The sequence below is a fragment of the Mesorhizobium sp. M0478 genome, assembly GCF_040321305.1.
GTDB lineage: Bacteria > Pseudomonadota > Alphaproteobacteria > Rhizobiales > Rhizobiaceae > Mesorhizobium.
On sequence record NZ_JAMYRH010000003.1, the window covers coordinates 206,092 to 230,461 of the forward strand.

Annotated in this window: 19 protein-coding genes; 16 read left to right on the top strand and 3 right to left on the bottom strand. The window is 63.6% G+C overall.

What is annotated here, in order from left to right; all coding sequences use genetic code 11:
* Positions 1 to 20 precede the first annotated feature (20 nt).
* A complete protein-coding gene (locus NKI64_RS08950) occupies positions 21 to 1,154 on the bottom strand; it encodes an aminomethyl transferase family protein (protein ID WP_023668543.1) in 1,134 nt (377 codons plus the stop codon).
* Between the two features lie 282 nt (positions 1,155 to 1,436).
* Here NKI64_RS08950 and NKI64_RS08955 point away from each other — a divergent pair, with 282 nt between their 5' ends.
* The 16 genes from NKI64_RS08955 to NKI64_RS09030 all read left to right on the top strand — a co-directional run bounded on the left by NKI64_RS08955 (position 1,437) and on the right by NKI64_RS09030 (position 19,352).
* On the top strand, positions 1,437 to 1,724 hold the full coding sequence (locus NKI64_RS08955) for a hypothetical protein (RefSeq protein ID WP_023804352.1): 288 nt from the start codon (positions 1,437 to 1,439) through the stop codon (positions 1,722 to 1,724).
* Between the two features lie 28 nt (positions 1,725 to 1,752).
* Positions 1,753 to 2,130: a hypothetical protein gene (locus NKI64_RS08960; RefSeq protein WP_023668545.1), complete on the top strand. Its 378-nt coding sequence runs from the start codon at positions 1,753 to 1,755 to the stop codon at positions 2,128 to 2,130.
* Between the two features lie 27 nt (positions 2,131 to 2,157).
* A complete protein-coding gene (locus NKI64_RS08965) occupies positions 2,158 to 2,319 on the top strand; it encodes a hypothetical protein (protein WP_023668546.1) in 162 nt (53 codons plus the stop codon).
* Between the two features lie 14 nt (positions 2,320 to 2,333).
* Entirely contained in the window at positions 2,334 to 3,728 is a 1,395-nt protein-coding gene (locus tag NKI64_RS08970) for an APC family permease (protein WP_023668547.1), read from the top strand.
* A gap of 42 nt (positions 3,729 to 3,770) precedes the next feature.
* Positions 3,771 to 4,460, top strand: coding sequence for a hypothetical protein (locus tag NKI64_RS08975; protein WP_023704841.1), 690 nt, complete (start codon positions 3,771 to 3,773; stop codon positions 4,458 to 4,460).
* Entirely contained in the window at positions 4,457 to 4,774 is a 318-nt protein-coding gene (locus NKI64_RS08980) for a hypothetical protein (protein WP_023668549.1), read from the top strand. The genes NKI64_RS08975 and NKI64_RS08980 overlap by 4 nt, the downstream gene beginning before the upstream one ends.
* An 84-nt stretch (positions 4,775 to 4,858) precedes the next feature.
* On the top strand, positions 4,859 to 5,755 hold the full coding sequence (locus NKI64_RS08985) for a class II glutamine amidotransferase (RefSeq protein WP_023668550.1): 897 nt from the start codon (positions 4,859 to 4,861) through the stop codon (positions 5,753 to 5,755).
* A 4-nt stretch (positions 5,756 to 5,759) separates the two neighbouring features.
* Positions 5,760 to 6,488 carry a GltB/FmdC/FwdC-like GXGXG domain-containing protein gene (locus NKI64_RS08990; RefSeq protein WP_023668551.1) on the top strand — a complete coding sequence of 243 codons (729 nt, stop codon included), beginning with the start codon at positions 5,760 to 5,762 and terminating at the stop codon, positions 6,486 to 6,488.
* Positions 6,489 to 6,494: 6 nt separating this feature from the next.
* On the top strand, positions 6,495 to 7,823 hold the full coding sequence (locus NKI64_RS08995) for an FMN-binding glutamate synthase family protein (protein ID WP_023729272.1): 1,329 nt from the start codon (positions 6,495 to 6,497) through the stop codon (positions 7,821 to 7,823).
* A 30-nt stretch (positions 7,824 to 7,853) separates the two neighbouring features.
* Positions 7,854 to 9,161 carry a type III glutamate--ammonia ligase gene (gene glnT, locus NKI64_RS09000; protein ID WP_352667616.1) on the top strand — a complete coding sequence of 436 codons (1,308 nt, stop codon included), beginning with the start codon at positions 7,854 to 7,856 and terminating at the stop codon, positions 9,159 to 9,161.
* A 36-nt stretch (positions 9,162 to 9,197) separates the two neighbouring features.
* Entirely contained in the window at positions 9,198 to 10,451 is a 1,254-nt protein-coding gene (locus tag NKI64_RS09005) for a sarcosine oxidase subunit beta family protein (RefSeq protein WP_023740642.1), read from the top strand.
* A gap of 15 nt (positions 10,452 to 10,466) precedes the next feature.
* Positions 10,467 to 10,742 (top strand): sarcosine oxidase subunit delta, encoded by a 276-nt coding sequence (locus NKI64_RS09010; RefSeq protein WP_023684437.1) that lies wholly within the window; start codon positions 10,467 to 10,469, stop codon positions 10,740 to 10,742.
* Between the two features lie 272 nt (positions 10,743 to 11,014).
* Positions 11,015 to 14,008, top strand: coding sequence for a sarcosine oxidase subunit alpha (locus tag NKI64_RS09015; protein ID WP_352667620.1), 2,994 nt, complete (start codon positions 11,015 to 11,017; stop codon positions 14,006 to 14,008).
* Positions 14,001 to 14,618 (top strand): sarcosine oxidase subunit gamma, encoded by a 618-nt coding sequence (locus tag NKI64_RS09020; protein ID WP_031201653.1) that lies wholly within the window; start codon positions 14,001 to 14,003, stop codon positions 14,616 to 14,618. The genes NKI64_RS09015 and NKI64_RS09020 overlap by 8 nt, the downstream gene beginning before the upstream one ends.
* Before the next feature lie 348 nt (positions 14,619 to 14,966).
* Positions 14,967 to 17,336: a trimethylamine N-oxide demethylase gene (locus NKI64_RS09025; protein ID WP_023701513.1), complete on the top strand. Its 2,370-nt coding sequence runs from the start codon at positions 14,967 to 14,969 to the stop codon at positions 17,334 to 17,336.
* A gap of 306 nt (positions 17,337 to 17,642) precedes the next feature.
* Entirely contained in the window at positions 17,643 to 19,352 is a 1,710-nt protein-coding gene (locus NKI64_RS09030; RefSeq protein WP_023684441.1) for a trimethylamine N-oxide permease, read from the top strand.
* Positions 19,353 to 19,414: 62 nt separating this feature from the next.
* On the opposite strand, the gene NKI64_RS09035 is transcribed toward NKI64_RS09030, so the two are convergent.
* Both NKI64_RS09035 and NKI64_RS09040 read right to left on the bottom strand, forming a co-directional pair.
* Positions 19,415 to 20,770 carry an LLM class flavin-dependent oxidoreductase gene (locus tag NKI64_RS09035; protein ID WP_352667624.1) on the bottom strand — a complete coding sequence of 452 codons (1,356 nt, stop codon included), beginning with the start codon at positions 20,768 to 20,770 and terminating at the stop codon, positions 19,415 to 19,417.
* Between the two features lie 275 nt (positions 20,771 to 21,045).
* Entirely contained in the window at positions 21,046 to 24,183 is a 3,138-nt protein-coding gene (locus NKI64_RS09040) for an efflux RND transporter permease subunit (protein WP_023729265.1), read from the bottom strand.
* Positions 24,184 to 24,370 lie beyond the last annotated feature (187 nt).

Here is a 24,370-nt window from a genome sequence, read left to right on the forward strand (position 1 = left end):
CCCTCGCTGTCGATTGTGCCTCAGCCTTTCGCCGTGCGCTTGGTCTTTTTGGGATCGTCGAAGGGCAGAGGCTGCGCCGTCGCCCTGATCGAACCGCTCTTGTTGCGGATCTCGAGCTTGGTGTCCTTGACCGCGCAGTCGACGTCGAGGCGGGCGATGCCCATCGATTTCTCGACCAGCGGCGAATACATGGCGCAGGTGACCACGCCCACCTTTTTGCCGTCGCGATAGACCGGCGCGCCCTCATCCGCGGGTTGCTTGCCGTCGAGCAGCACGCCGTAGATCTTGAAGCGCTCCTTGCCCTTGAGGCGGTAATGCTCTTCGGCGCCGCGAAAGCCGGTCTTGCCGGGGCTGACGGTGAAGTCGAGGCCGAGCTCCCACAGCGTGTCGCCGGGGCCTTCGTTCTCGAACGGATATTTCTGCGAGTTGTCATAGGGATAAAACAGCAAATAACTTTCGACGCGCAGCATATCGAGCGTGGTGAAGCGGCACGGAATGATGCCGGCGCTCTTGCCCTCGTCGAGGATCCTGTCCCAGATCGTGCCGGCGTCCTGGCCGCGGCAGAATATCTCGTAGCCGCGCTCGCCGGTATAGCCGGTGCGCGAGATCATGACGGGAAAGCCGAACAGCTGCGTCTGCATATGATGGAAATAGTTGAGGTCGCGAATGCCCGGCACATGCTTTGAGAGATAGTCGACCGCGGTCGGTCCCTGCAGCGACAGGTCGTGCAGATTGTCGTCGAAGCGCAGCGATACGTCGCGGCCGACGGAAGCGCGCTGCAATTCCTCATGGCCGGTGCCGGAGCCGTGCACCACCATCCAGGCGTTCGGCCCGGTGCGGTAGAGGATGCAGTCGTCGGTGAATTTTCCGGCCTCGTTCAGCATGCAGGCATAGGCCGACTTGCCGGGATAGATCTTCTCCACGTCGCGCGTCGTTGCCAGGTCGATGAGGTGTGAGGCGTGCGGCCCGGTGATGTGAACCTTCTTCAGGCCCGACACATCCATCAGCCCGGCCCTGGTGCGGATGGCGGTGTATTCCTCGTCGGCGTCCTTGTCGTAGGTCCAGGCGGTGCCCATGCCGCTCCAGTCTTCGAGCTTCGAGCCTAACGCGCGATGGCGATCCGCCAGGGTCGAAAATCTCCAGGATGCCGTCATCCGCAAATCCTCCGTTCGAAAATTCTATTGTGTTCCCGGCTCCCTGCGCGAGGCGGGAGCATTTGGTCGAATATTGATCGCAAACGTCCTGATGCCGCAATACCCGGAAGCAAATAATTTCATTGTCAGGCAAAATTCGCGGCTGGGGACAAACGGTTAACCCAACGTAAAATCGGCTTGACAATTGCTGGATTCGGCCCGAATTTATGAAAAAAATTTCACTCTGTTGAAAGAGGCAGCGGGCGGCCAATTCGGGGTCGGGCGCTGGAAAAGGGGAAACCGATGTCAGACCTGCAGCAGCGCATCGAAACGCTGTACCGTTCCGACCTGCGCGGGTCCGCGCTCCTGATCATCTGCCTTTGGGCGACGATCCTCTTCGTGCTCGTCATGACATGGCCCTACATCCCGGACACCGGGATCAAGATCGTCGTCGCCATCGCTGCCGCCGCCGTGCTGATCTTCAATACGGCCGCCATCCTGGCGATGGTCAATCACTACAAGGAAGACAAGGACTTCATCTACGGTCTCGACATCAAGAACGCCGACGCGGCCCGCAGCCGCAAGTCCTGAAAACAGAACGTCCTGAGGGGTAGAAGTCATGTCGCGCTACACGCCGCCGGAACAAGGCAAGGCCGGGCAGATTTTCGATATCGTGGTCGTCGTGGTCGCCATTTTCGTGGCGCTGTGGCTGCCATTGAAACTCGGCCTGGCGGGTGCGGCGAAATCCATCGACGCGCTCGATGCCAAAACCTGGGAAGCGTTGGGACAGAACCCGACCATGGCCTCGATCTGGGAAAAGCTCGGCTATACGCCGGAGACCGCGCACGACATCATCCAGAACCGCTTCCACTACATCATCGACTGGCCGACGCTGATCATCATGGCGGCGGTGCTGATCGGCTATTTCGTCTTCCTGTTCCGCGCCTCCGACCGCGAATATCGCGACGTCATCAACGAAAAGTTCGACGACAAGTAACGCCAGAGATTTTGGGGAAGCACGCTCATGTGGGTCGCACTCTCTTACGCATCGTGGGGCATCTCGGTCGTGCTTGCGCTGTGGATGCTCTACGACTGGTTCAAGATCGACACGACCTATTCCGAGGAGGTGCTGACTTCCTCGCGCGAAGGCGAGCTTGAAGCCGCTTCCGAAAAACACCGGATCTGAGTGGGGATTGAACAATGACGATCACGCTTGAACCGGCAATACACGGCGACAGGGTTTCACTGCTACGCGTGCTCGGCCCGGCCCATGTCTGGGCGCTTGGCGTCGGCATCGTGCTGGTCGGCGAATTCACCGGCTGGAATTTCTCGGCCGACAAGGGCGGCGCACTGGCGGCGCTGATCGTCTGCTGGGTGGTCGGGCTCTTGTACACTTCGGTCGCCATGATCGACTCCGAGGTGACATCGACGGTTGCCGCCGCCGGCGGCCAATACGCGCAGGCCAAGCACATTGTCGGGCCGCTGATGGCCTTCAACGTCGCGCTGTTCCTGGTCTTTGCCTACACCATGCTGGAGGTTTCGGACGCCATCCTGCTCGGCGACACCATCGTCGCCAAGGCCGGCGTCGAAGGGCTCACCCACAACTCCTTCATTGCCGCCACCATCGTCGTGCTGGCATGGCTGAACTATCGCGGCGTGCTGATGACGCTCAACGTCAACTTCGTCATCACGGCGATAGCCTATGTCTCGATCGTTATCCTGTTCTTCTCGGTCAGCCCCTGGACGCAGGGTGCTGTGCTGAAGCTCAACGAACTGGTCACCCCCGGCAATGCGCTGCCCTATGGCTGGATCGGCGTCATCGCGGCCTTCCAGTTCGGCATCTGGTACTATCTCGGCATCGAAGGCACCACGCAGGCCGCCGAGGAAGTGCGCTCGCCGGCGCGTTCGCTGCCTTACGGCACCATGGCCGGCATGATCACGCTTTTGATCGCCGCCGCCATGACCTGGTATGTCTGCGCCTCGCTGATGCCCTGGGAGTACCTCGGTATCACCTATTATCCCTTGTGGGACGCCGGCAAGCTGACCGGCAGCCCGCTGCTGGAAAACCTGTTGTTCGTCGCCACGCTGCTCGCGGCACTGGCGTCGGCCAATGGCTGTATCAACGATGCGGCCCGCGCGTGGTTCTCGCTTGGACGCGACCGCTATCTGCCGACATGGTTCTCGGCCGTGCACCCGAAATACCGCACGCCCTATCGCTCGATCCTGTTCCTGTTGCCGATCGCGCTCGCCTTCGCCTTCATCGCCGACCTCAACCAGGCGATCACCTTCTCAATCCTGTCGGGCGTGCTGCAATACACCTTCATGAGCATAAACATCATGATGTTCCGCAAAAAGTGGCCGCTGGGCACGATCCGCCGCGGCTATACGCACCCGTTCCACCCGATCCCGGCGATCGTGCTGTTTTGCCTCTGCGTGGTGACCTTCTTTGCGATCTTCCTCGGCTACGGCACGCAGCTGATCGCCATGGTCGCCTTCTACTTCCTGATCTCGCTGTGGTTCCACTTCTACCGTTACCGCTATGTGCGCCGCGGCGACCAGTTCACCATGCCGTGGCCGAAGCCGCAGGGCTATTGACAGGAGAGGGCCTGCCGGTCTGGGCGGGCATGGCGTGACGAGGTGTCTGACGTGACGACAGCATTGCTGGCCGGGGCGGTCGCCGTGGCTCTCGTCCTGCACCTCGCCTGGCATACGCGCGCCAGCCGCAAAAAGGCCAAGGCTGATCTTGCAGCCGAGGCAGCCAGCATCCGGACCGTCATCACAGATGCCGTTGATGTCTCCGATGGCACAGCCGGCGTTGTCACCTGGGCCGGCACATGGAACGGACAGCGCGTGCAGCTGCGCACCATCGTCGACACGCTGGCAACGCGAAAGCTGCCGGCGCGATGGTTGAGTGTCACGATCACAGAGCCGGTTGCGGTGCCGGCGACCTTCGACATGATGATGCGGCCGGGCTCGCCGACGACCTTCTCCAATTTCGATCATCTTCAGCATACGCTGCCGAAGGCTCCGGGATTTCCGGCTGAAGCCGTGCTGCGAACCGACCTCAGGGCGGCGCGCTTTCCGCAGAACCTGATCGCCAGCCATCTCGACATCTTTGCCGAAGGCCGCGCCAAGGAACTCTTGATCACCCCGAACGGCGTGCGCATCGTCTGGCTGCTGGCCGAGGCCGAGCGGGCGCGCTACGGCGTGTTCCGGCAGGCCGCATTCGGCGGCGCAAGGCTGGATCCAACGCTGGTCGAGAGACTGCTGACCTCGGCCTCAGTGCTGCGCGATGCCATCAACCGACAGGAAAGGCAGGTCGCATGAGCGCACCCGCACCGACAAACCCGTATCTGGTGCTCGGCGCCGCAATCGTCTTACCGGCCAGCGGCCACGTCATTCTGGGCGTGCCCGTGCGCGGCCTGCAGTTCCTGTTCTTCATGGTGATCCTCGCCTGGGTGACGGCCAAGATCGCGCCGGCCGACGCCAGCTTCGTCGGCCGCCACGCCGGCGGCTTCCTGATCTATGCGCTGTCGATCCTCGATGCCTACAGAATAGCCCGCATCCGCACCGCCACATGGATTCACAGCGCCCGCGACGGCGGCGATAGTTCACAAGGCCGCATCGAGCCGGATACGTAACTACAGGAATATTTTTTTCATACGATTGAATTCGCACGACGCATTCGATACATCATCGTCTAGTGGTAACGCCGGGAGGCTGACATGTGTGGAATCGTCGGACTTTTTCTGAAAGACAAGTCGCTTGAGCCGCAGCTCGGCTCGATGCTGTCGCAGATGCTGATATCGCTCAGCGATCGCGGCCCCGACAGCGCCGGCATCGCCATCTATGGCGCGCCTTCCAGGAATGAAGCCAAGATCACCATCCAGTCGGCGAAGCCCGAGCGCGATTTCCGCGGCCTCGACGCCGAACTCGCCAAGGCCATTGGCGCGCCGGTGAGCATAGCGGTGAAGTCGACGCATGCGGTGCTCCGGACCGCGCCCGACAAGGTCGATGCCGCGCGCGAAGCGCTGCAGTCAATCCGCCCCGACGTGCGCATCATGGGCGCCGGCGAAGCGGTGGAAATATACAAGGAAGTCGGTCTGCCGGAAGCGGTCGTCGACCGTTTCGACGTCCGCTCGATGACCGGCACGCATGGCATCGGCCATACCCGCATGGCGACGGAATCGGCCGTCACCACGATGGGCGCGCATCCGTTCTCGACCGGCGCCGACCAGTGCCTGGTACACAATGGCTCGCTGTCCAACCACAATAATGTGCGACGTGAGCTGGTGCGGGAGGGCATGAAATTCGAGACCGAGAACGACACCGAGGTCGCCGCCGCCTATCTCTCGTCGCAGATGGCGCATGGCAAGAACCTCGGCGAGGCGCTGGAAGGTACGCTGTCCGACCTCGACGGCTTCTTCACCTTCGTCGTCGGCACCAAGAACGGTTTCGGCGTGGTGCGCGATCCGATCGCCTGCAAGCCCGCCGTCATGGCCGAGACCGACCAGTATGTCGCCTTCGGCTCGGAATATCGCGCGCTGACCAAACTGCCCGGCATAGACAATGCGAGGGTCTGGGAACCGGAACCCGCAACCGTCTATTTCTGGGAGCATTGAGCCCATGCCGGCAACCAAACTTTCGAAGGCGGCGCAAGACCAGGCGTCCCGGGTCTTCGATCTCGATGTGTCGTCGCTGCGAGAGCTCAACCAGGCGCTTCACAATCTGACGCCCGGCTCCAACGAAACGGCGTGGGAAGTGCTGCACCCGAAGGGCAGCCATTCGGTTGCCGTCGGCGTCGACCAGCCGGTCAGCATCGATGTGCGCGGCAGCGTCGGCTACTACTGCGCCGGGATGAATGACGGCGCTGCCATCACCGTGCACGGCTCGGCCGGACCTGGCGTCGGCGAAAACATGATGTCGGGCTCGATCGTCATCAAGGGCGACGCCAGCCAGTATGCCGGCGCCACCGGCAAGGGCGGGCTGCTCGTCATCGAGGGCAACGCATCCTCGCGCTGCGGCATCTCGATGAAGGGCATCGACATCGTCGTGCACGGCAATATCGGCCACATGTCGGCCTTCATGGCGCAGTCCGGCAATCTGGTGGTGCTGGGCGATGCCGGCGACGCACTTGGCGATTCCATCTACGAAGCGCGGCTGTTCGTGCGCGGCAAGGTCGAAAGCCTGGGCGCCGACTGCATCGCCAAGGAGATGCGGCCCGAGCATATCGAACTGCTGCAGGGACTGCTCGACCGCGCCGGCGTCACCGGCGTCAAGCCGTCGGAATTCAAGCGCTACGGCTCGGCGCGCACGCTCTACAATTTCAATATCGACAACGCCGACGCGTATTGAGGCAGCATGACCTACAAGAACCCGCCGACGACGCCGCGCAAATCCGCGACCTTCGACGACTACACGCTTTCCGAAATCCGCCGCGCGGCGGCGACCGGCATCTATGACATCAGGGGCGCCGGGGCCAAGCGCAAGCTGCCGCATTTCGACGACCTTTTGTTCCTCGGCGCCTCGATCTCGCGCTATCCGCTGGAAGGCTATCGCGAGCGGTGCGACACGTCGGTCGTGCTGGGCTCGCGCTATGCCAAGAAGCCGATCGAGCTGAAAATCCCGATCACCGTTGCCGGCATGAGCTTCGGGTCGCTGTCCGGCCCGGCCAAGGAAGCGCTCGGCCGTGGCGCGACCCTGTCCGGGACGTCGACCACCACCGGCGACGGCGGCATGACCGAGGAAGAGCGCGGGCATTCCAAGCAACTGGTCTACCAGTACCTGCCGTCACGCTACGGCATGAACCCCAGGGATTTGCGCCGCGCCGACGCCATCGAAGTGGTCGTCGGCCAAGGCGCCAAGCCCGGCGGTGGCGGCATGCTGTTGGGACAAAAGATTTCCGACCGCGTCGCCGAAATGCGCACGCTGCCGAAGGGCATCGACCAGCGCTCGGCCTCACGCCATCCCGACTGGACCGGGCCGGACGATCTCGAGATCAAGATCCTCGAGCTGCGCGAGATCACCGACTGGGAAAAGCCGATCTACGTCAAGGTCGGCGGCGCCCGCCCCTATTACGACACAGCACTTGCGGTGAAGGCCGGCGCCGATGTCGTCGTCGTCGACGGCATGCAGGGCGGCACGGCGGCCACCCAGGAAGTATTCATCGAAAATGTCGGTCAGCCGACGCTTGCCTGCATCAGGCCGGCGGTGCAGGCGCTGCAGGATCTCGGCATGCACCGCAAGGTGCAGCTGATCGTGTCGGGCGGCATCCGCAATGGCGCCGACGTCGCCAAGGCGCTGGCGCTCGGCGTCGACGCGGTGTCGATCGGCACGGCAGCGCTCGTCGCGCTCGGCGACAACGACCCGCGCTGGGAGGCCGAATACAATGCGCTTGGCACCACCGCCGGCGCCTATGACGACTGGCACGAGGGTCGCGACCCCGCGGGCATCACCACGCAGGACCCCGAACTGATGAAGCGGGTCGATCCGATCGCCGCCGGACGGCGGCTGGCGAACTACCTCAAGGTGATGACACTGGAGGCGCAGACCATTGCGCGTGCCTGCGGCAAGAACAGCCTGCACAATCTCGAGCCCGAGGATCTCGTAGCCCTCACCATCGAAGCCGCCGCCATGGCTGGCGTGCCGCTGGCCGGCACCAACTGGATACCGGGGAAAAACGGCTTCTAAAAAACACATCAAAATAAGCGAGGAACTATAATGGGGAACGATCTCGCCGCATTCGCCAAAGAGAACGGCGTCAAATATTTCATGATTTCCTACACCGACCTGTTCGGCGGCCAGCGCGCCAAGCTGGTGCCGGCGCAGGCGATCGCCGACATGCAGAAGGACGGCGCCGGCTTCGCCGGTTTCGCCACTTGGCTCGACCTCACGCCGGCGCATCCTGATATGCTGGCGGTGCCGGATCCGGATTCGGTGATCCAGCTGCCGTGGAAGCCCGATGTCGCCTGGGTCGCCGCCAACTGCATCATGGACGACAAGGAAGTCGAGCAGGCGCCGCGCAACACGCTGCGCCGGCTGATCGCGGAAGCCGCCAATGACGGCATGCATGTCAAGACTGGCGTCGAGGCAGAGTTCTTCCTGATCTCGCCGGACGGCAGCGTCATCTCCGACAAATACGACACGGCTTCAAAACCCTGCTACGACCAGCAAGCGGTGATGCGCCGCTACGATGTCATCGCCGAGATTTGCGACCACATGTTGGCGCTGGGCTGGAGCCCCTACCAGAACGACCATGAGGACGCCAACGGCCAGTTCGAGATGAACTGGGCCTTCGACGATGTGCTCGCCACCGCCGACAAGCACTCCTTCTTCAAGTTCATGGTCAAGTCGGTGGCCGAGAAACACGGCCTGCGCGCGACCTTCATGCCAAAGCCTTTCCAGGGCCTGACCGGCAATGGCTGCCACGCCCATATTTCGGTCTGGGACAAGGCCGGCAAGGTCAACGTCTTTGCCGACAACGCGATGGAACTCGGCCTGTCGGCCAAGGGCAAGAATTTCCTCGGCGGCATCATGAAACATGCCTCGGCGCTGGCCGCCATCACCAACCCGACGGTGAACTCCTACAAACGCATCAACGCGCCGCGCACCATTTCGGGCGCCACCTGGGCGCCGAACACGGTGACCTGGACCGGAAACAACCGCACTCACATGGTGCGCGTGCCCGGCCCCGGCCGCTTCGAGCTGCGGTTGCCGGACGGCGCCGCAAACCCTTATCTGCTGCAGGCCGTCATCATTGCCGCCGGTCTCGACGGCATCCGCTCCAAGGCCGATCCCGGCAAGCGCTACGACATCGACATGTACCAGAACGGTCACACTGTGAAGGGCGCGCCGAAGCTGCCGCTCAACCTGCTCGACGCGCTTCGCGAATACGACAAGGACAAATCGCTCAAGGCGGCGCTGGGTGAGGAATTCTCGTCGGCTTATCTAAAGCTGAAGCACCAGGAATGGAATTCCTATGCTTCGCACTTCACGCAATGGGAGCGCGACCACACGCTGGACATATAATCGTCCTAGCGGTGCGAGCGACCTCGGAATGACCTGATGAAATATTCGCTCTTCTCGCTCGCCCGTGCTGCCCTTTCCGGCCACAAGAACTGGCAGCGCACCTGGCGCGATGCGGCGCCCAAGGACCACTACGATGTGGTGATCATCGGCGGCGGCGGCCATGGGCTCGCCACCGCCTGGTTCCTCGCCAGCGAGTTCGGCATCAGAAACGTCGCCGTGCTGGAAAAGGGCTGGATCGGCTCCGGCAATGCCGGCCGCAACACCACCATCATCCGTTCCAATTACGGCCTGCCCGGCAATACCGGCTTCTACGAGCTTTCGATGAAGCTTTGGGAGCGGATGGAGCAGGACCTCAACTATAACGCGATGGTCAGCCAGCGCGGCGTCCTCAACCTCTATCATTCCGATGCGCAGCGCGACGCTTATGCGCGGCGCGGCAACACCATGCGCATCAATGGCATCGATGCCGAACTGCTCGACCAGGCGGCGCTGAAGAAGATGCTGCCGTTCCTGAATTTCGACCATGCGCGCTTTCCCGTGCAGGGCGGCCTCCTGCAGCGCCGCGGCGGCACCGCGCGGCATGACGCGGTGGTCTGGGGCTATGCCCATGCGGCGAGCGAACTCGGCGTCGACATCATCCAGAACTGCGAGGTCACCGGCTTTGTCCGGGACGGCAACGGCAAGGTGACTGGCGTCGAGACGTCGCGCGGCAAGATCGGCGCCGGCAAGGTCGGCATGGCAGTCGCCGGGTCATCGTCGCGTGTCGCAGCGATGGCGGGCATGCGCCTGCCGATCGAAAGCCATGTGCTGCAAGCTTTCGTCTCGGAGGCGATCAAGCCGCTCATCCCCGGCGTCATGACCTTCGGCGCCGGGCATTTCTATGTCAGCCAGTCGGACAAGGGCGGGCTGGTCTTCGGCGGCGACATCGACGGCTACAATTCCTACGCCCAGCGCGGCAATCTGCCTGTCATGGAGGATGTCTGCGAAGGCGGCATGGCGCTGATCCCGATGATCGGCCGGGTACGGCTTCTGCGCCAATGGGGCGGCATCATGGACATGTCGATGGATGGCTCGCCGATCATCGACAAGACGCCGGTCGATGGGCTCTACCTCAACGCCGGCTGGTGTTATGGCGGCTTCAAGGCGACGCCCGGTTCCGGCTTGGTCTTTGCCCATCTTCTGGCGCGTGACGAAACGCACAAGGAGGCGGCGCTGTTTCGGCTCGACCGCTTCCAGCGCGGCGCCATGATCGACGAAAAGGGCCAAGGCGCCCAACCGAACCTGCATTGAGGCGGCCGGAACAAGATGCGTATCACCTGTCCTTTCTGCGGCGAACGCGAACTCGGCGAGTTCAGCTATCTCGGCGATGCCAAGCCTGTACGGCCGGCGGCGGATGCCGGCGAAGATGCCGTCTACGACTATGTCTATCTGCGCGACAACATCGCCGGCGTGATGGCAGAGAACTGGTATCACGGCGGTGGCTGCCGGGCCTGGCTGAAGGTCACCCGCAACACGCTGACGCACGAGATCTCGGCGGTGGAACCGGCGGCGGGGGCTGGTGCGAGCCAGGTGGAGACATGAGCTATTCTGTCGAGACCACAGCCGTCGCGAAAAGCGCCAGCCCCCTACCTCCCCCTTGTGGGGAGGTCGGACCGCAGGTCCGGGTGGGGGTCGGTGCCGCGGCCCCCCCCCCCCCCGCGGGCGGGGCCCCCCCCCCCCCCCCCGCGTGGTGGGGTGGGCGCACCGCGGGGGGGGGGGGGGGGCGGTGCCGCACCCCCACCCCGCTGCTGGGCAGCGACCCTCCCCACAAGGGGGAGGGTAAGGGGCGGCGCCATCCTTCGCCATGACACCATATGGATCAGAGGCTGGACATCGTGACCTCTCATCGTCTCTCATCCGGCGGTCTCATCGACCGTTCCACCCCCCTCACCTTCCGCTTCGACGGCACGACATTTTCCGGCTTCCAGGGCGACACGCTGGCGTCGGCGCTGGTCGCCAATGGCGTCAAGCTGGTCGGCCGCTCGTTCAAATACCATCGTCCGCGCGGCATTCTGACTGCGGGCTCGGAAGAACCCAACGCGCTGGTCGAACTGCGCACCGGCGCACGGCGCGAGGCCAACACCAAGGCCACGACGGCCGAACTCTATGAAGGCCTCGAAGCGGCCAGCCAGAACCGCTGGCCGTCGCTGCGCCACGATGTGATGTCGGTGAACCAGCTGTTCGCACCGATCTTCGTCGCCGGCTTCTACTACAAAACCTTCATGTGGCCGGCAAAATTCTGGGAAATGGTCTACGAGCCGGCGATCCGACGCGCCGCGGGTCTGGGTCGCGCGGCGGTCACCCCCGATCCGGATCACTACGACAAGGCCTGGGCGCATTGCGATGTGGTGATCGCCGGCTCTGGTCCGGCCGGTCTCGCCGCCGCACTCGCTGCAGGCCGCAGCGGTGCGCGCGTCATCCTGTGCGAAGAAGATTTTGCGCTCGGCGGCCGTCTGTTGTCGGATGGCGGCACGATCGATGGGCTGCCGGCTGCGGAATGGATCCAGCGCACACTGGCCGAACTCAGCTCAATGCCTGACGTTCGCATCATGACGCGCACGACGCTGTTCGGCGTCTATGACGGCGGCACCTATGGCGCGATCGAACGCGTCAACGATCATCTGCCGGTTCCGCCCGAGCATCAGGTGCGACAGCGGCTGTGGCGCATCGTGGCCAAGCGCTGTGTTGTGGCTGCAGGCGCGATCGAGCGTCCCATCGTCTTTGCCGGCAACGATACGCCCGGCGTAATGATGGCGTCGGCGATGCGGACCTATGTCGCGCGCTATGCCGCGACGCCGGCAAAGCGTGTTGCGCTGTTCACCAACAATGAGGATGGCTGGCGCACGGTCGAGACCGCGCTCGCAGCCGGACTGCAGGTCGCGGCGGTGATCGATGCGCGGACTGACGTCTCGCCTGCCCATCGTTCCCTCGCCTCCAGGAACGGCTTCACCGTGCTGCACGGCTCGGTCAGCGGCGTCGACGGCGGCAAGGACGGCGTAAGAAAAATAGCGGTGTCGCTGACCGGCGGCGCGCGCGCCGAGGTCGAGGCCGACGGGCTTGCCGTTTCCGGCGGCTGGAATCCGGCGGTCGGGCTCACCTCTTACCATCGCGGCCGGCCGAAATGGCGAGACGACATCGCCGCCTTCGTGCCGGACGGCGCGCCGCCCGGTATGGTCGCGGCAGGTGCCGCCAACGGTGCCTTTGGCCTCGGCGCCTGCCTGCGTGAAGGTTTTGAAGCTGGTGCGGCGGCCGCACGCGAAGCGGGGCGGTCGGGCAGCGCTGGATCACCGCCGACCGCCAGCGACGAGGCCTTCTCGCTGACGCCTCTCTGGCACGTCGCCGGCAAAGGCAAGGCTTTCGTCGACCAGCAGCATGATGTCACCGCATCCGACATCGAGCTGGCGCAGCGCGAAGGCTTTGAATCGGTCGAGCATCTGAAGCGCTACACCACGCTCGGCATGGCGACCGACCAGGGCAAGACGTCCAATGTCGCCGGCCTCGCCATCATGGCGGCGGTGTCGGGCAAATCCATTCCCGAGACCGGCACGACCATCTATCGCCCGCCCTACGTGCCGGTCGCCATCGGCGCTTTTGCCGGCCACCATCGCGACGAAAATTTCCATGCGACGCGGCTGACGCCGTCGCATCACTGGGCGGCCGAACAGGGCGCGATCTTTGTCGACACCGGCCTGTGGAAGCGCGCGCAATGGTATCCGCGCGCGGGCGAGAAGGACTGGCTGGAATCCGTGACCCGCGAAGTCAAGGCGGTGCGCGGCGGCGTCGGCTTCTGCGATGTCTCGACGCTGGGCAAGATCGATGTGCACGGCCCCGATGCCGGCGCCTTCCTCGACCGCGTCTACATCAACACCTTCTCAAACCTTGCCGTGGGAAAAGCCCGCTACGGGCTGATGCTGCGCGAGGACGGCCTCGTCTATGATGACGGCACGACCTCGCGGCTGGCCGATGACCATTATTTCCTCACCACGACCACGGCGAAGGCCGGGCTGGTGATGCAGCATCTCGAATTCTGCCGGCAGGTGCTATTCCCCGAACTCGACGTGCAACTGACCTCAGTCTCCGACCAGTGGGCGCAATTCTCGATTGCCGGGCCAAGGACGCGAGACCTGTTGAAGGAAATCGTCGACCCTGCCGAGGACCTTTCGAACGAAGGTTTTCCCTTCATGGGCGTGCGCGAAGTCGCTTTGCGCGGCGGCATCAAGGCGCGGCTGTTCCGCATCTCCTTCTCCGGCGAGATGGCGTTCGAGATTTCGGTGCCGGCGCGTTACGGTGAAGCGATGGCACGCAATTTGATGCTGGCGGGAAAACCGTTCGGCGTGACGCCGTATGGCACAGAAGCCCTCGGCGTCATGCGCGTTGAAAAGGGCCATGTCGCTGGGCCGGAACTGAGCGGCACGACGACCGCCGCCGATCTCGGCCTTGGCAAGATGATGTCGACCAAGAAGGATTTCATCGGTCGCGTCATGGCCGGCCGCGAGGCGCTGGTGGCGCCGGACCGGCAGGTCGTGGTCGGGATCAAGCCGGTCGACAAGGCGCGCCGCCTGCGCTCCGGCGCGCACATCATCCCGAAGGGCCAGACGCCCGGGCCTGATAACGACCAGGGCTACGTCACCTCGGTCTGCTTCTCGCCGGCGCTCGACCAGTGGATCGGTCTCGGCCTTGTCGAGCGCGGCCGCGAACGCATCGGCGAGATCGTCCACGCGCATGATCCGCTGCGCGGTGAAGACTATGATGTCGAACTCTGCAATCCCGTCTTCTACGATCCCGATGGAGGGCGCCAGCGTGGCTGATTTTTCCTGGGATGTTCGTAGCCCGCTCGAGCGCGCGCTCGCTCCTGGCGCTTACGGCGTGCAAGGCGATGCCGGTGTGTCGCTGACCGAGATCCGTAATTTCGACCTCGTCCAGGTGATGGCACGGCGCGGCAAGGCGGGTGATTTGGCCGAGGCGGCGAACGCTCGTTTCGGCGTCGCGGCTCCGGAAACGCCGAAGGCGGTTGGCACCGCGGATGCGACGCTGATCTGGTCGGGACCGGATCAGTTTTTTGTCCTGTCGAAGGGTGGCAGGACTGAGGTGCTCGCTCAGACCTTTGCATCTTCCGCCTCACTATCCGACCAATCGCATGCCCGCGTGCTGATCAGCGTCTGCGGCCCCAAGGCGCGCGCCATGCTGGCGAAACTGTCGTCGATTGATTTGCATCCCGATGCGTTTCCGGTTGGCGCTGCTGCCGCGACTTCGATGGATCACACCAGCGTCACGCTCTGGCGTGGTGGTGACAAGGCGGATGGGCAGGCGGTGTTCAACCTCCTGGTGTTTGCGACGTTTGCCGAAAGTCTGTGGCACACGATGTTGGATTCGGCTGCGGAGTATGGTGTGGCTGTCGAGCATTCCGAGGAGCTTTAGCTCGATAGTTTCAGATGTTGGCGCCGCCCTCATTGCCCTGCCGGGCATTTCTCCCCGTATAGTGACGGGGAGAAAGAAGCTGGCCGCAGCCTCGGCGCTCATCCTGCAACGTTGGCGATTGGCGAAGCCGGCGACGACCGCTTCGCCCGTTTACGGGGAGAAGATGGCGGCAGCCAGATGAGGGGCGGCGCTGGCGTTCGGAAGATGGGTTTGATTGGAAGGGTCTAACCTGCAGCGACCGCGTCGAGAACGCCACCTCCACCTTGCCAAACCCAACCGCGCTGCTATTCTTGCTGCTAAAATAATTTTACACACAGGCAAACTTGTTTCTCGAACCGCAAGGCTGAGATGAGCCAGTCGCCCTACCCTTCAGTGACAGCCGGGCCGCCCCGGCCAAGCCTCATCCTGCGGCCCGGCCAGATCGCGCTGCCGCCGGGCATGGAGCGGTATGCGGCCCCCGGTAACGGCGCGGTGCTGATCGATATCGAGGCCGGCGATACATTTGCCATCCGCAATGTCGAGGGCGGCCAGGCCTGCGAGCTTTTGGCCTGGGACAAGTCAGGCGCCACCGACCCCGCCATCTTCGGCGAAAAGTCCAATAGCAATGCCGCCGGGATCAAGGCGCTATTGGCCGAGGGCGACGATAGCCTCGCTTCCGTGCGCCGCGGACTCGAGCGCCGCCAGGTGCAGCTTGACCAGGCCAAGGCGGTGCGCGTCTTCGGCGGCGCCACGCCGGCAGGCACCGAGCAGGCCTTCACCGTCGCGCGCGATGGCGGCTTGCTGATTGCAGCGCCTAGCGGGCCGATGCTGGTCGACGGCCACGACACGGCAACGCCGCTCACCGTCATGGTGCGCCGCGCCACCGTGCGCCTGAAGACAAAGTCGCAGCTGGCCGATCCGCTTGCCGATCCGGTGCTCGATCTGCGCGTCCATTCGGCGACAGCCGAACCCTATTTCGTCAAGGCGGGCGACTACCTGCAGATCATCGATGTCGACGGCCGCCAGTGCACCGATTTCCAGTGCTTCTCGGCGCGCAAGCTGGACAAGGGGCTGGACCATCCGCTCGACGTAACGACCACGCGCACGCTGATGGGGTCGAGCTACCCGATGCCCGGCCTTCACTCGAAATATTACGACCAGGACATGGAGCCGTTGGTCGAGGTTATCCAGGACACATGCGGCCGGCATGACGCGTTCGCGCTGGCGTGTGCCGCCAAATATTACGACGACATCGGCTATCCCGGCCACACCAACTGCTCGGAGAATTTCAACCGCGCGCTGGCCGACAAGGGTGTCACCCCACGTGCCGGCTGGATGGCGATCAACTTCTTCTTCAACACGGCGATCGACGCCCATGGCGTCATGGTGTCGGATGAGCCGTGGTCGCGCGCCGGCGACTATGTCCTGCTCAGGGCGCTCACCGACATCGTCTGCGTCTCCTCCGCCTGTCCCGACGACACGACACCGGCCAATGGCTGGAACCCGACCGACATCCATGTGCGAACCTATTCCGGCCAACACAAATTCTCGCGAGCGATCGCCAGACGCATGACGCCCGATTCGGAACCGAAAATGACCCGCGAGACCGCCTTCCATTCAAGCTTCGCCAAGCACACCCGCAACTTCGTGGAATACCGGGGTTATTGGCTGGCCAATTCCTTCGCCAAGGAAGGCGCCATCGCCGAATACTGGGCCTGCCGGCAGGATGCCGTGATCATGGACCTGTCGCCGTTGCGCAAGTTCGAGGTCACCGGCCCGGATTCCGAGGCGCTGCTGCAATACACGCTGACCCGCGACGTCAAGAAGCTCGGCGTCGGCCAGGTCGTCTATTCCGCCATGTGCTACGAGCATGGCGGCATGATCGACGACGGCACGCTGCTGCGGCTCGGCAAGGACAATTTCCGTTGGGTCGGCGGCGACGACCTGTCCGGCGAATGGCTGCGCGACACCGCGAAAAAGCTTGGCCTCAACGTGCTGGTGCGTTCCTCCACCGATCAGATGCACAATGTCGCTGTCCAAGGGCCGAAGAGCCGTGACATTTTGCGAGAGGTGGTCTGGACCTCGCCGCTGCAACCGTCGATCGACGAACTCGAATGGTTCCGCTTCGCTGTCGCGCGCATCGGCGGCGGCAATGGCATTCCGGTCGTGGTGTCGCGCACCGGTTATACCGGCGAGCTCGGCTACGAAATCTGGTGCCACCCACGCGACGCCGAAAAAGTGTTCGATGCCATCTGGGAGGCCGGCCAGCCGCACGGGCTGAAGCCGATGGGCCTGCAGGCACTCGACATGGTGCGCATCGAAGCCGGGCTGATCTTCGCCGGTTACGAATTCTCCGACCAGACCGACCCGTTCGAGGCGGGCATTGGCTTCACCGTACCGTTGAAGGCCAAGACCGACGATTTCATCGGCCGCGAGGCTCTGATAAGGCGCAAGGAACATCCGCAGCACAAGCTCGTTGGCCTCGACATCGACAGCAATGTCGCCGTCGGCCATGGGGATTGCGTCCATATCGGCCGCGCCCAGATCGGTGTCGTCACCTCGGGCATGCGCTCGCCGGTGCTGAACAAAAACATCGCTCTGGCGAGGCTTGACGTCACCCACGCGGCAATCGGCACAGAGGTGGAGATCGGCAAGCTCGACGGTCATGCCAAGCGGCTGCCGGCGCGCGTCGTGGCCTTCGCCCACTACGATCCGCAAAAGACCAGGCCGCGATCCTGAGGGTTGCACCCCCGGCCCTTCGCAGGCTCAGGGCGTTCGAAGCTCGAAAGCAATTGGCTTTCCGTCCGCTACCGCGGACCGCTTCTCACCCCACAAGGGGAGAAGGACAAAGCGAGCGTTTCGCAACCGTGATGTGCACGACGCCACAAATCACTTGACGTGAAAGCGCGCCGGATCAATCTTCACTGTTAAGAAAAAAATACGACTGAGTGGAAACACTGGAGTCGTGCGGTCATGTACCGGGGAACAAGCTTCGCGAAGCCGAGGCATCACCGGCCGGGAACACAAAATGGGGAATTCAGACAGATGAGCACGATTACCACTGCCCTGGAGCAGCCCGCTGAAGGCAAGCTGCTCCGCAACATCGACTGGCGCGGCGCCTTCTGGGTGGCGAGCGGCGTTCCTGCCCTTGTCCTGTTTTCGATCGGCGGCATTGCCGGAACGACGGGAACGCTGGCCTTCGGGATCTGGATCGCTTCCATGATCATGGGCTTCCTGCAATCCTTCACCTATGCCGAGATCGCCGGCCTGTTCCCGAACAAGTCGGGCGGCGCCTCGATCTACGGCGCCACCGCCTGGCTGCGTTATTCCAAGTTCATCGCGCCGCTGTCGGTGTGGTGCAACTGGTTCGCCTGGTCGCCGGTGCTGTCGCTGGGCTGCTCGATCGCCGCCGCCTATATTCTCAACGCGCTGGCGCCGGTGCCGCTGTTCACCGAGGCGTCGCCGGACGTCGTCGCCTATATCGCGGCGCATGCCGGAACGGTGCCTGCCGACGCCATCGCCGCGGTGACCGCGGCGGCCACGCCGGCGATCCGCAACTGGACGCTGTTCAGCCACACGCTAGGTCCTGTCTCCTTCACCCTCAATGCCACTTTCTTCATCGGCGCGGTGCTGATGCTGATCATCTTCTCGATCCAGCATCGCGGCATTCTCGGCACCGCCAATGTGCAGAAGTATATCGGCCTCCTGGTCATCATCCCGATGCTGATCGTCGGTGTCGTGCCGATCGTCACCGGCCAGATCAACTGGGCGAACTTTTCGCCGCTGGTGCCGCTGGCGGCGGCTTACGCGCCGGAGCCCGGCTCGTGGAACATTGCCGGCTGGACGCTGGTGCTGGGCGGCATGTTCATCGCCGCATGGTCGACCTATGGTTTTGAGACCGCCGTCTGCTACACATCGGAGTTCAAGAACCCGGGCACCGACACGTTCAAGGCGATTTTCTATTCCGGCCTGCTCTGCATGCTTCTGTTCATCCTGGTGCCCTTCACCTTCCAGGGCGTGCTGGGCCTCAACGGCATGCTGGCGACGCCGATCGTCGACGGCTCGGGTGTCGCCGATGCACTGGCCGGCATGGTCGGGGGTGGCGCATTGATCCACAGCCTCTTGGTGATGCTGATGATCCTGGCGCTGGTGCTGTGCATCATGACGGCAATGGCCGGCTCGTCGCGCACGCTCTACCAGGGCTCGGTCGATGGCTGGCTGCCGCGCTATCTCAGCCACGTCAACGAGCATGGCGCGCCGACGCGCGCCATGTGGACCGATCTCGTCTTCAACCTGATCGTGCTGGCCATCGCCTCGGCCGACGCGACGAGCTTCTTCTTCATCCTCGCCGTGTCGAACTGCGGCTACATCATCTTCAACTTCCTCAACCTCAATGCCGGCTGGATCCACCGCATCGACAACGGCCACATCAACCGGCCTTGGAAGGCGCCGAGCTGGCTGCTCGGCCTCGGCGCCATCTTCGCCTATGTAAACGCCATCTTCATGGGCGCCGGCGCCAAGGTGTGGAACCCGATGGCGCTCTGGGCCGGCCTGATCACAGCCGCCTTGATCATCCCGGTGTTCTGCTACCGGCACTACGTCCAAGACAAGGGCAAGTTCCCCGACCACATGCTGGCCGACCTCGGCATGGCGGGCGCAGACCTCTCGGTCAAAAAGGCAGGCATGCTGCCCTACCTGACGCTGGTCGCCGGCGTGGTGGTGATGCTGCTCGCCAACTGGTACTTCGTCATCTGAAAGTGATGGCTTGAAAAGAATGGGCGCGCTTCGGCGCGCCTGTTTCTTTTTATGGCAGGACGTCAGCCGGCCTTGCGAATGGCCCCTTCGGAGCCTTCGAAGAACCGGTTCGGCGGCCGCTTCAGGCCGAGATTCTCGCGCAAGGTGGTGCCCTCATACTCGCGCCGGAAGAGCTTTCGCCGCTGCAGCTCGGGCACCACCTTCTCGGCGAAGTCGTCGAGCCCGGCTGGCAGATAGGGGAACATGACGTTGAAGCCGTCTGACCCTTCGGCAAACAGCCATTCCTCCATCGAATCGGCGATGGTTTTCGGCGTGCCGACGAAAGCAAGGCCGGAATAGCCGCCGAGCCGCTGCGCCAGCTGGCGGACGGTCAAATTCTCCCGGCGCGCCAGCTCGATGACGCGCTCGCGGCCGCTCTTCGAGGCATTGGTTTCGGGGATTTCGGGCAAGGGCGCGTCGGGATCAAAGCCGGATGCGTCGTGCCCCAGCGCGATCGATAGCGAGGCAATGCCGCTCTCGTAATAGACCAGGCTGTCGAGCTTGGCGCGTTTGGCCTGTGCTTCCTCGACACTGTCGCCGACGATGACGAAGGCGCCGGGCAGGATCTTGATGTCGTCGCGCGAACGGCCAAGCTTCTCGGCCCTGCCTTTGACATCGGCGAAGAAGCGCTGTCCGGCTGCGAGATCGGAGTGGGCGGCGAAGATCACCTCCGCCGTTTCGGCTGCCAGCTGCCGCCCGGCCTCAGACGCGCCGGCCTGGACGATGACCGGCCAGCCCTGCACGGGGCGCGCAATGTTGAGCGGGCCGCGCACCGAGAGATGCTCACCCTTATGGTCGAGCACATGCAGCCTCGCGGGATCGAAATAGAGCCCGCTCTCGGGGTCGCGGATGAAGGCGTCGTCGGCAAAGCTGTCCCAGAGGCCGGTCACCACATCGTAGAATTCCCGCGCATTGTGATAGCGCTCGTCGTGCTCGACATGCTCGTCGAGGCCGAAGTTCAGCGCGGCGTCGGGATTGGATGTGGTGACGATGTTCCAGCCGGCGCGGCCGCCGCTGATATGGTCGAGCGAGGCGAAGCGGCGGGCAATGTGATAGGGCGCGTCGAAGGTTGTCGATGCGGTGGCGACAAGGCCGATATGATCAGTGACGGCGGCGAGCGCCGACAGCAGCGTGAACGGCTCGAACGAGGTCACCGTGTGGCTGCGCCGTAGCGCCTCGATCGGCATGTTGAGAACGGCCAGATGGTCGGCCATGAAGAAGGCGTCGAACTTCGCCGCCTCAAGCGTCTGCGCGAAGCGCTTCAGATGGGCGAAGTTGAAGTTGGCATCGGGATATGAGCCGGGATAGCGCCAGGCCCCGGTGTGAAGACTGACCGGACGCATGAAGGCGCCGAGCCGCAATTGCTTGTTGTCTGCCATGGGATGATCACCTGATGCGAATGAGCGTTGCCGCTCCGATATGTAAGCAGGATCGGACGGCTTTGCCGTCCAGGAAAGGAATTCTGTTTTGCAAAACCGGCGCCGCGAAGCATTTTCATACAGGTGGCCGTTCAACCTATTTTGATGAACCCGCCTGGTGTTGAGATACTTGCCTGGGTGCTCGGTGCCACCGGCAAGGAGAAAGCCAGAACGCCGCACGTCAAGCGTACGGCGTTCCAGCCTTTTCCAAGGTGCATCCTGTGCGCCGGCAGCGCCTACTCGGCGGCCAGCGCGAGTGGCGGCCTGTCATTGTCCTGCACCGCCTCATCAGCCGGCTTCCTGCCTTTCTTCGGCTCGCGGCCGAAGAACAGCGCGTAGCCTGCCGGCAGCACCAGGATGGTGAGTACGGTGGCGACGAGGATGCCGCCCATCATGGCGTAGGCGAGCGGTCCCCAGAACACCGCACGCGAGATCGGGATCAGCGCCAGCACCGCCGTCATCGCCGTCAGCACGATCGGCCGGAAACGGCGCACGGCCGAGCCGATGATGGCCTCCGATCGGTCCATCCCCCTGGCGATGTCCTGATCGATCTGGTCGACCAGGATGATCGAGTTGCGCATGATGATTCCGAGCAGCGCGATGACACCGAGGATGGCGACGAAGCCGAACGGCGCGCCGCTGATCAACAGAGCCGCCGCCGCACCGATGATGCCGAGCGGACCGGTGGCCAGCACGAGCATCGCCTTGCCGAAATGCTGCAGCTGGATCATCAGGAGCACGACGATGACGGCCAGCATGATCGGCGCCTTGGCGGCAATCGAGGCCTGGCTTTCGGCGGAATCTTCCGCACCGCCCTGGATCTCGATCTTGTAGCCGGGCGCCAGGCCGGCGCGCATGCCCTGCATGTCATTGTAGAGCTTGGTGACGACGTCGTTCGACTGCACGCCATCCGGCAGCGTGGCGCGCACCGAGATGGTCGGCAGGCGGTCGCGCCGCCATTCGACGCCCTGCTCGAGCACCGGCACCACCTTGGCCACCTGCGACAGCGGCACGAAGCCGCCGAAATCGGTCGGGATATAGACCGAGTCGACCGAGGACAGCAGGCTGCGGCTGGCGTCCGGTTCGCGGGCGACGATGGAAACCGTCTCCTCGCCATCACGGAAGTCATCGAGCGGCGCGCCGGACATCGCTGCCTGCAGCATCTGGCGGATGCGTTGCGAGGTGACGCCAAGAGCACGGGCGCGGTCCTGGTCGATGATCAGCTTCATCGCCGGTACCGGCTCCAGCCAGTCGTCATGGACGGCGCCGAGCAGCGGATTTTCGGCGAATTTCGCCTTCACCTGGTCGGCGATGCGGCGCACCTCCTGGCGGTCCGGACCCATGATGCGCATCTGCACCGGCCAGCCGGTCGGCGGGCCGAGGAACAGACGGTCGACCTTGGAACGGATCGAGGGGAAATCCTGCGCCAGGATTGAGCGCAGCTTGAGGATCAGCCGCTCGCGTGCCGGCTCGTCATTGGCCATCACCAGAAGCTGCGCATAGTTCGGATTGCGCAATTGCTGGTCGAGCGGCAGGAAGAAGCGCGGCGCGCCTTCGCCGATATAGGTGGCGATGAAGCGCTTGTCCTTGTCGTCCATCATCCGGGCTTCCAGCGCCTTGGCCTGCGTCTCGACTTCCTTGATCGAGGTTCCCTCAGGCAACCAGAGATCGACGAGGATTTCCGGCCGCGAGGATTGCGGGAAGAAGTTTTGTGGGATGAACTGGAACGCCCACAGGCTGGTGGCGAAGGTGACCAGCGTCATCACCAGAACGATGATGCGGTGGCGCACCGCCCAGCCGACCGTGGCGCGCAGCCGCCGGTAGAAGCCGGTGTCGAAGGCGTCATGATGGTTGCCGGCATGCTTGCGCTGCTTGAGGATCATGTAGCCCAGCCACGGCGTGAAATAGACGGCGACGAACCACGACACGACGAGCGCGATGCCGACGACATAGAACAGCGTGCGCACATATTCGCCTGCGGTCGAGGCGGCGAAGCCGACCGGGATGAAGCCGGCGATGGTGATCAGCGTGCCGCTCAGCATCGGGAAGGCGGTCGAGGAATAGGCGAAGCTCGCCGCATCGATCTTGACCAGCCCCTCTTCCAGCTTGCGCTCCATCATCTCGACGACGATCATGGCGTCGTCGACCAACAGCCCGAGCGCGATGATCAGGGCGCCGAGCGAAATGCGCTGCAGATCGATGCCGAGCTCGTACATGATGGCGAAGGTGGCGGCCAGCACCAGCGGAATGGCAATGGCGATGACCAGGCCGGAACGCCAGCCGATCGACAGCAGCGAGACAGCAAGCACGATCAGCAGCGCCTCGCCGAGCGCCTCCATGAACTCGTTGACGGCGTCCTTGACAACCTCGGGCTGGTTGGAAATCTGGTCGACCGCAACGCCGTAGGGCAGCGCTTCCTCAAAGCGCTTGTAGGTCGCCTCGACATCCGTGCCGACGTCCCTGACGTTAAAACCCTTGGCCATGACGACGCCGACCTGGACGCTTTCGTGGCCGTTGAAGCGGTACTTGCGCTGATAGGGATCTTCGAGACCGGAACTCACGGTGGCAATATCGCCAAGACGTGTCACCTGACCACCGGCGCGCAGGCGCAATTCCCTGATGTCGGCAGCCCTGGTGACATCGCCCTCGACCGAGATGCGCACCGAGCGCAGGCCGGTGTCGACGGAGCCCGCCGGATCGACATTGTTCTGGCCCTTGATGGCGTTCTGCAGGTCGGTCAGCGTCAGGCCGCGTTCGGCCAGGGCCTTGGACGAGACGTCGATATAAAGCTTCTCCGGCTGGTCGCCGATGATGACGGCCTTCTCGACGCCCGGCGTCGTCAGCAGCATGTCGCGAGCCTGGGTGGCGAATTTCTTCAGCTCCGGATAGCTGTAGCCGTCGCCGCCGATCGAGTGCAGGGTGATGAAGGTGTCGCCGAACTCGTCGTTGAAATAGGGCCCGAGCAGGCCTTGCGGCAGGTCGCCGGAGATGTCGCCAACCTTCTTGCGCACCTGGTAGAAGGCGTCCTTCACCTCCTCTGCATTGGTGTCGCCCTTGATCTGGACGGTGATGATGGCGCTGCCGGCGCGGGTGTAGGAACGGACGAAGTCGAGGTGCGGCGTTTCCTGCAGCTTGCGCTCGATCTTGTTGACGACCTGGTCTTCCATCTCCTGGATCGAGGAGCCCGGCCAGATCGCCTGGACGACCATGACGCGGAAAGTGAAATCGGGGTCTTCCTTCTGGCCCATGCGCATCAGGCCGAGCGCGCCGGCAATGATGATCAGACCGAACAGGAAGCGCGCGATCGAGGGATGGCCGATGGCCCAGCGCGAAAGATTGAAAGGCTGCTTTTCAGTGCTGTCGGTGGTGGTCATCGGCGTCAGTCCAATTCGTTGATCGTGCGCGCATGCGCTTTGCATGCAGCTAGGATATTCCGATGCTGGCTTCCGGGCGGCGAGGCTTTCCGAGCGGAGAGACACTCATCGCGGTGGGACGCGCGGATCGATGCGGGGGAACTCGATCTTGGCGTCTCGACCATCGGGCGCTCGCCGCCCGGAAACC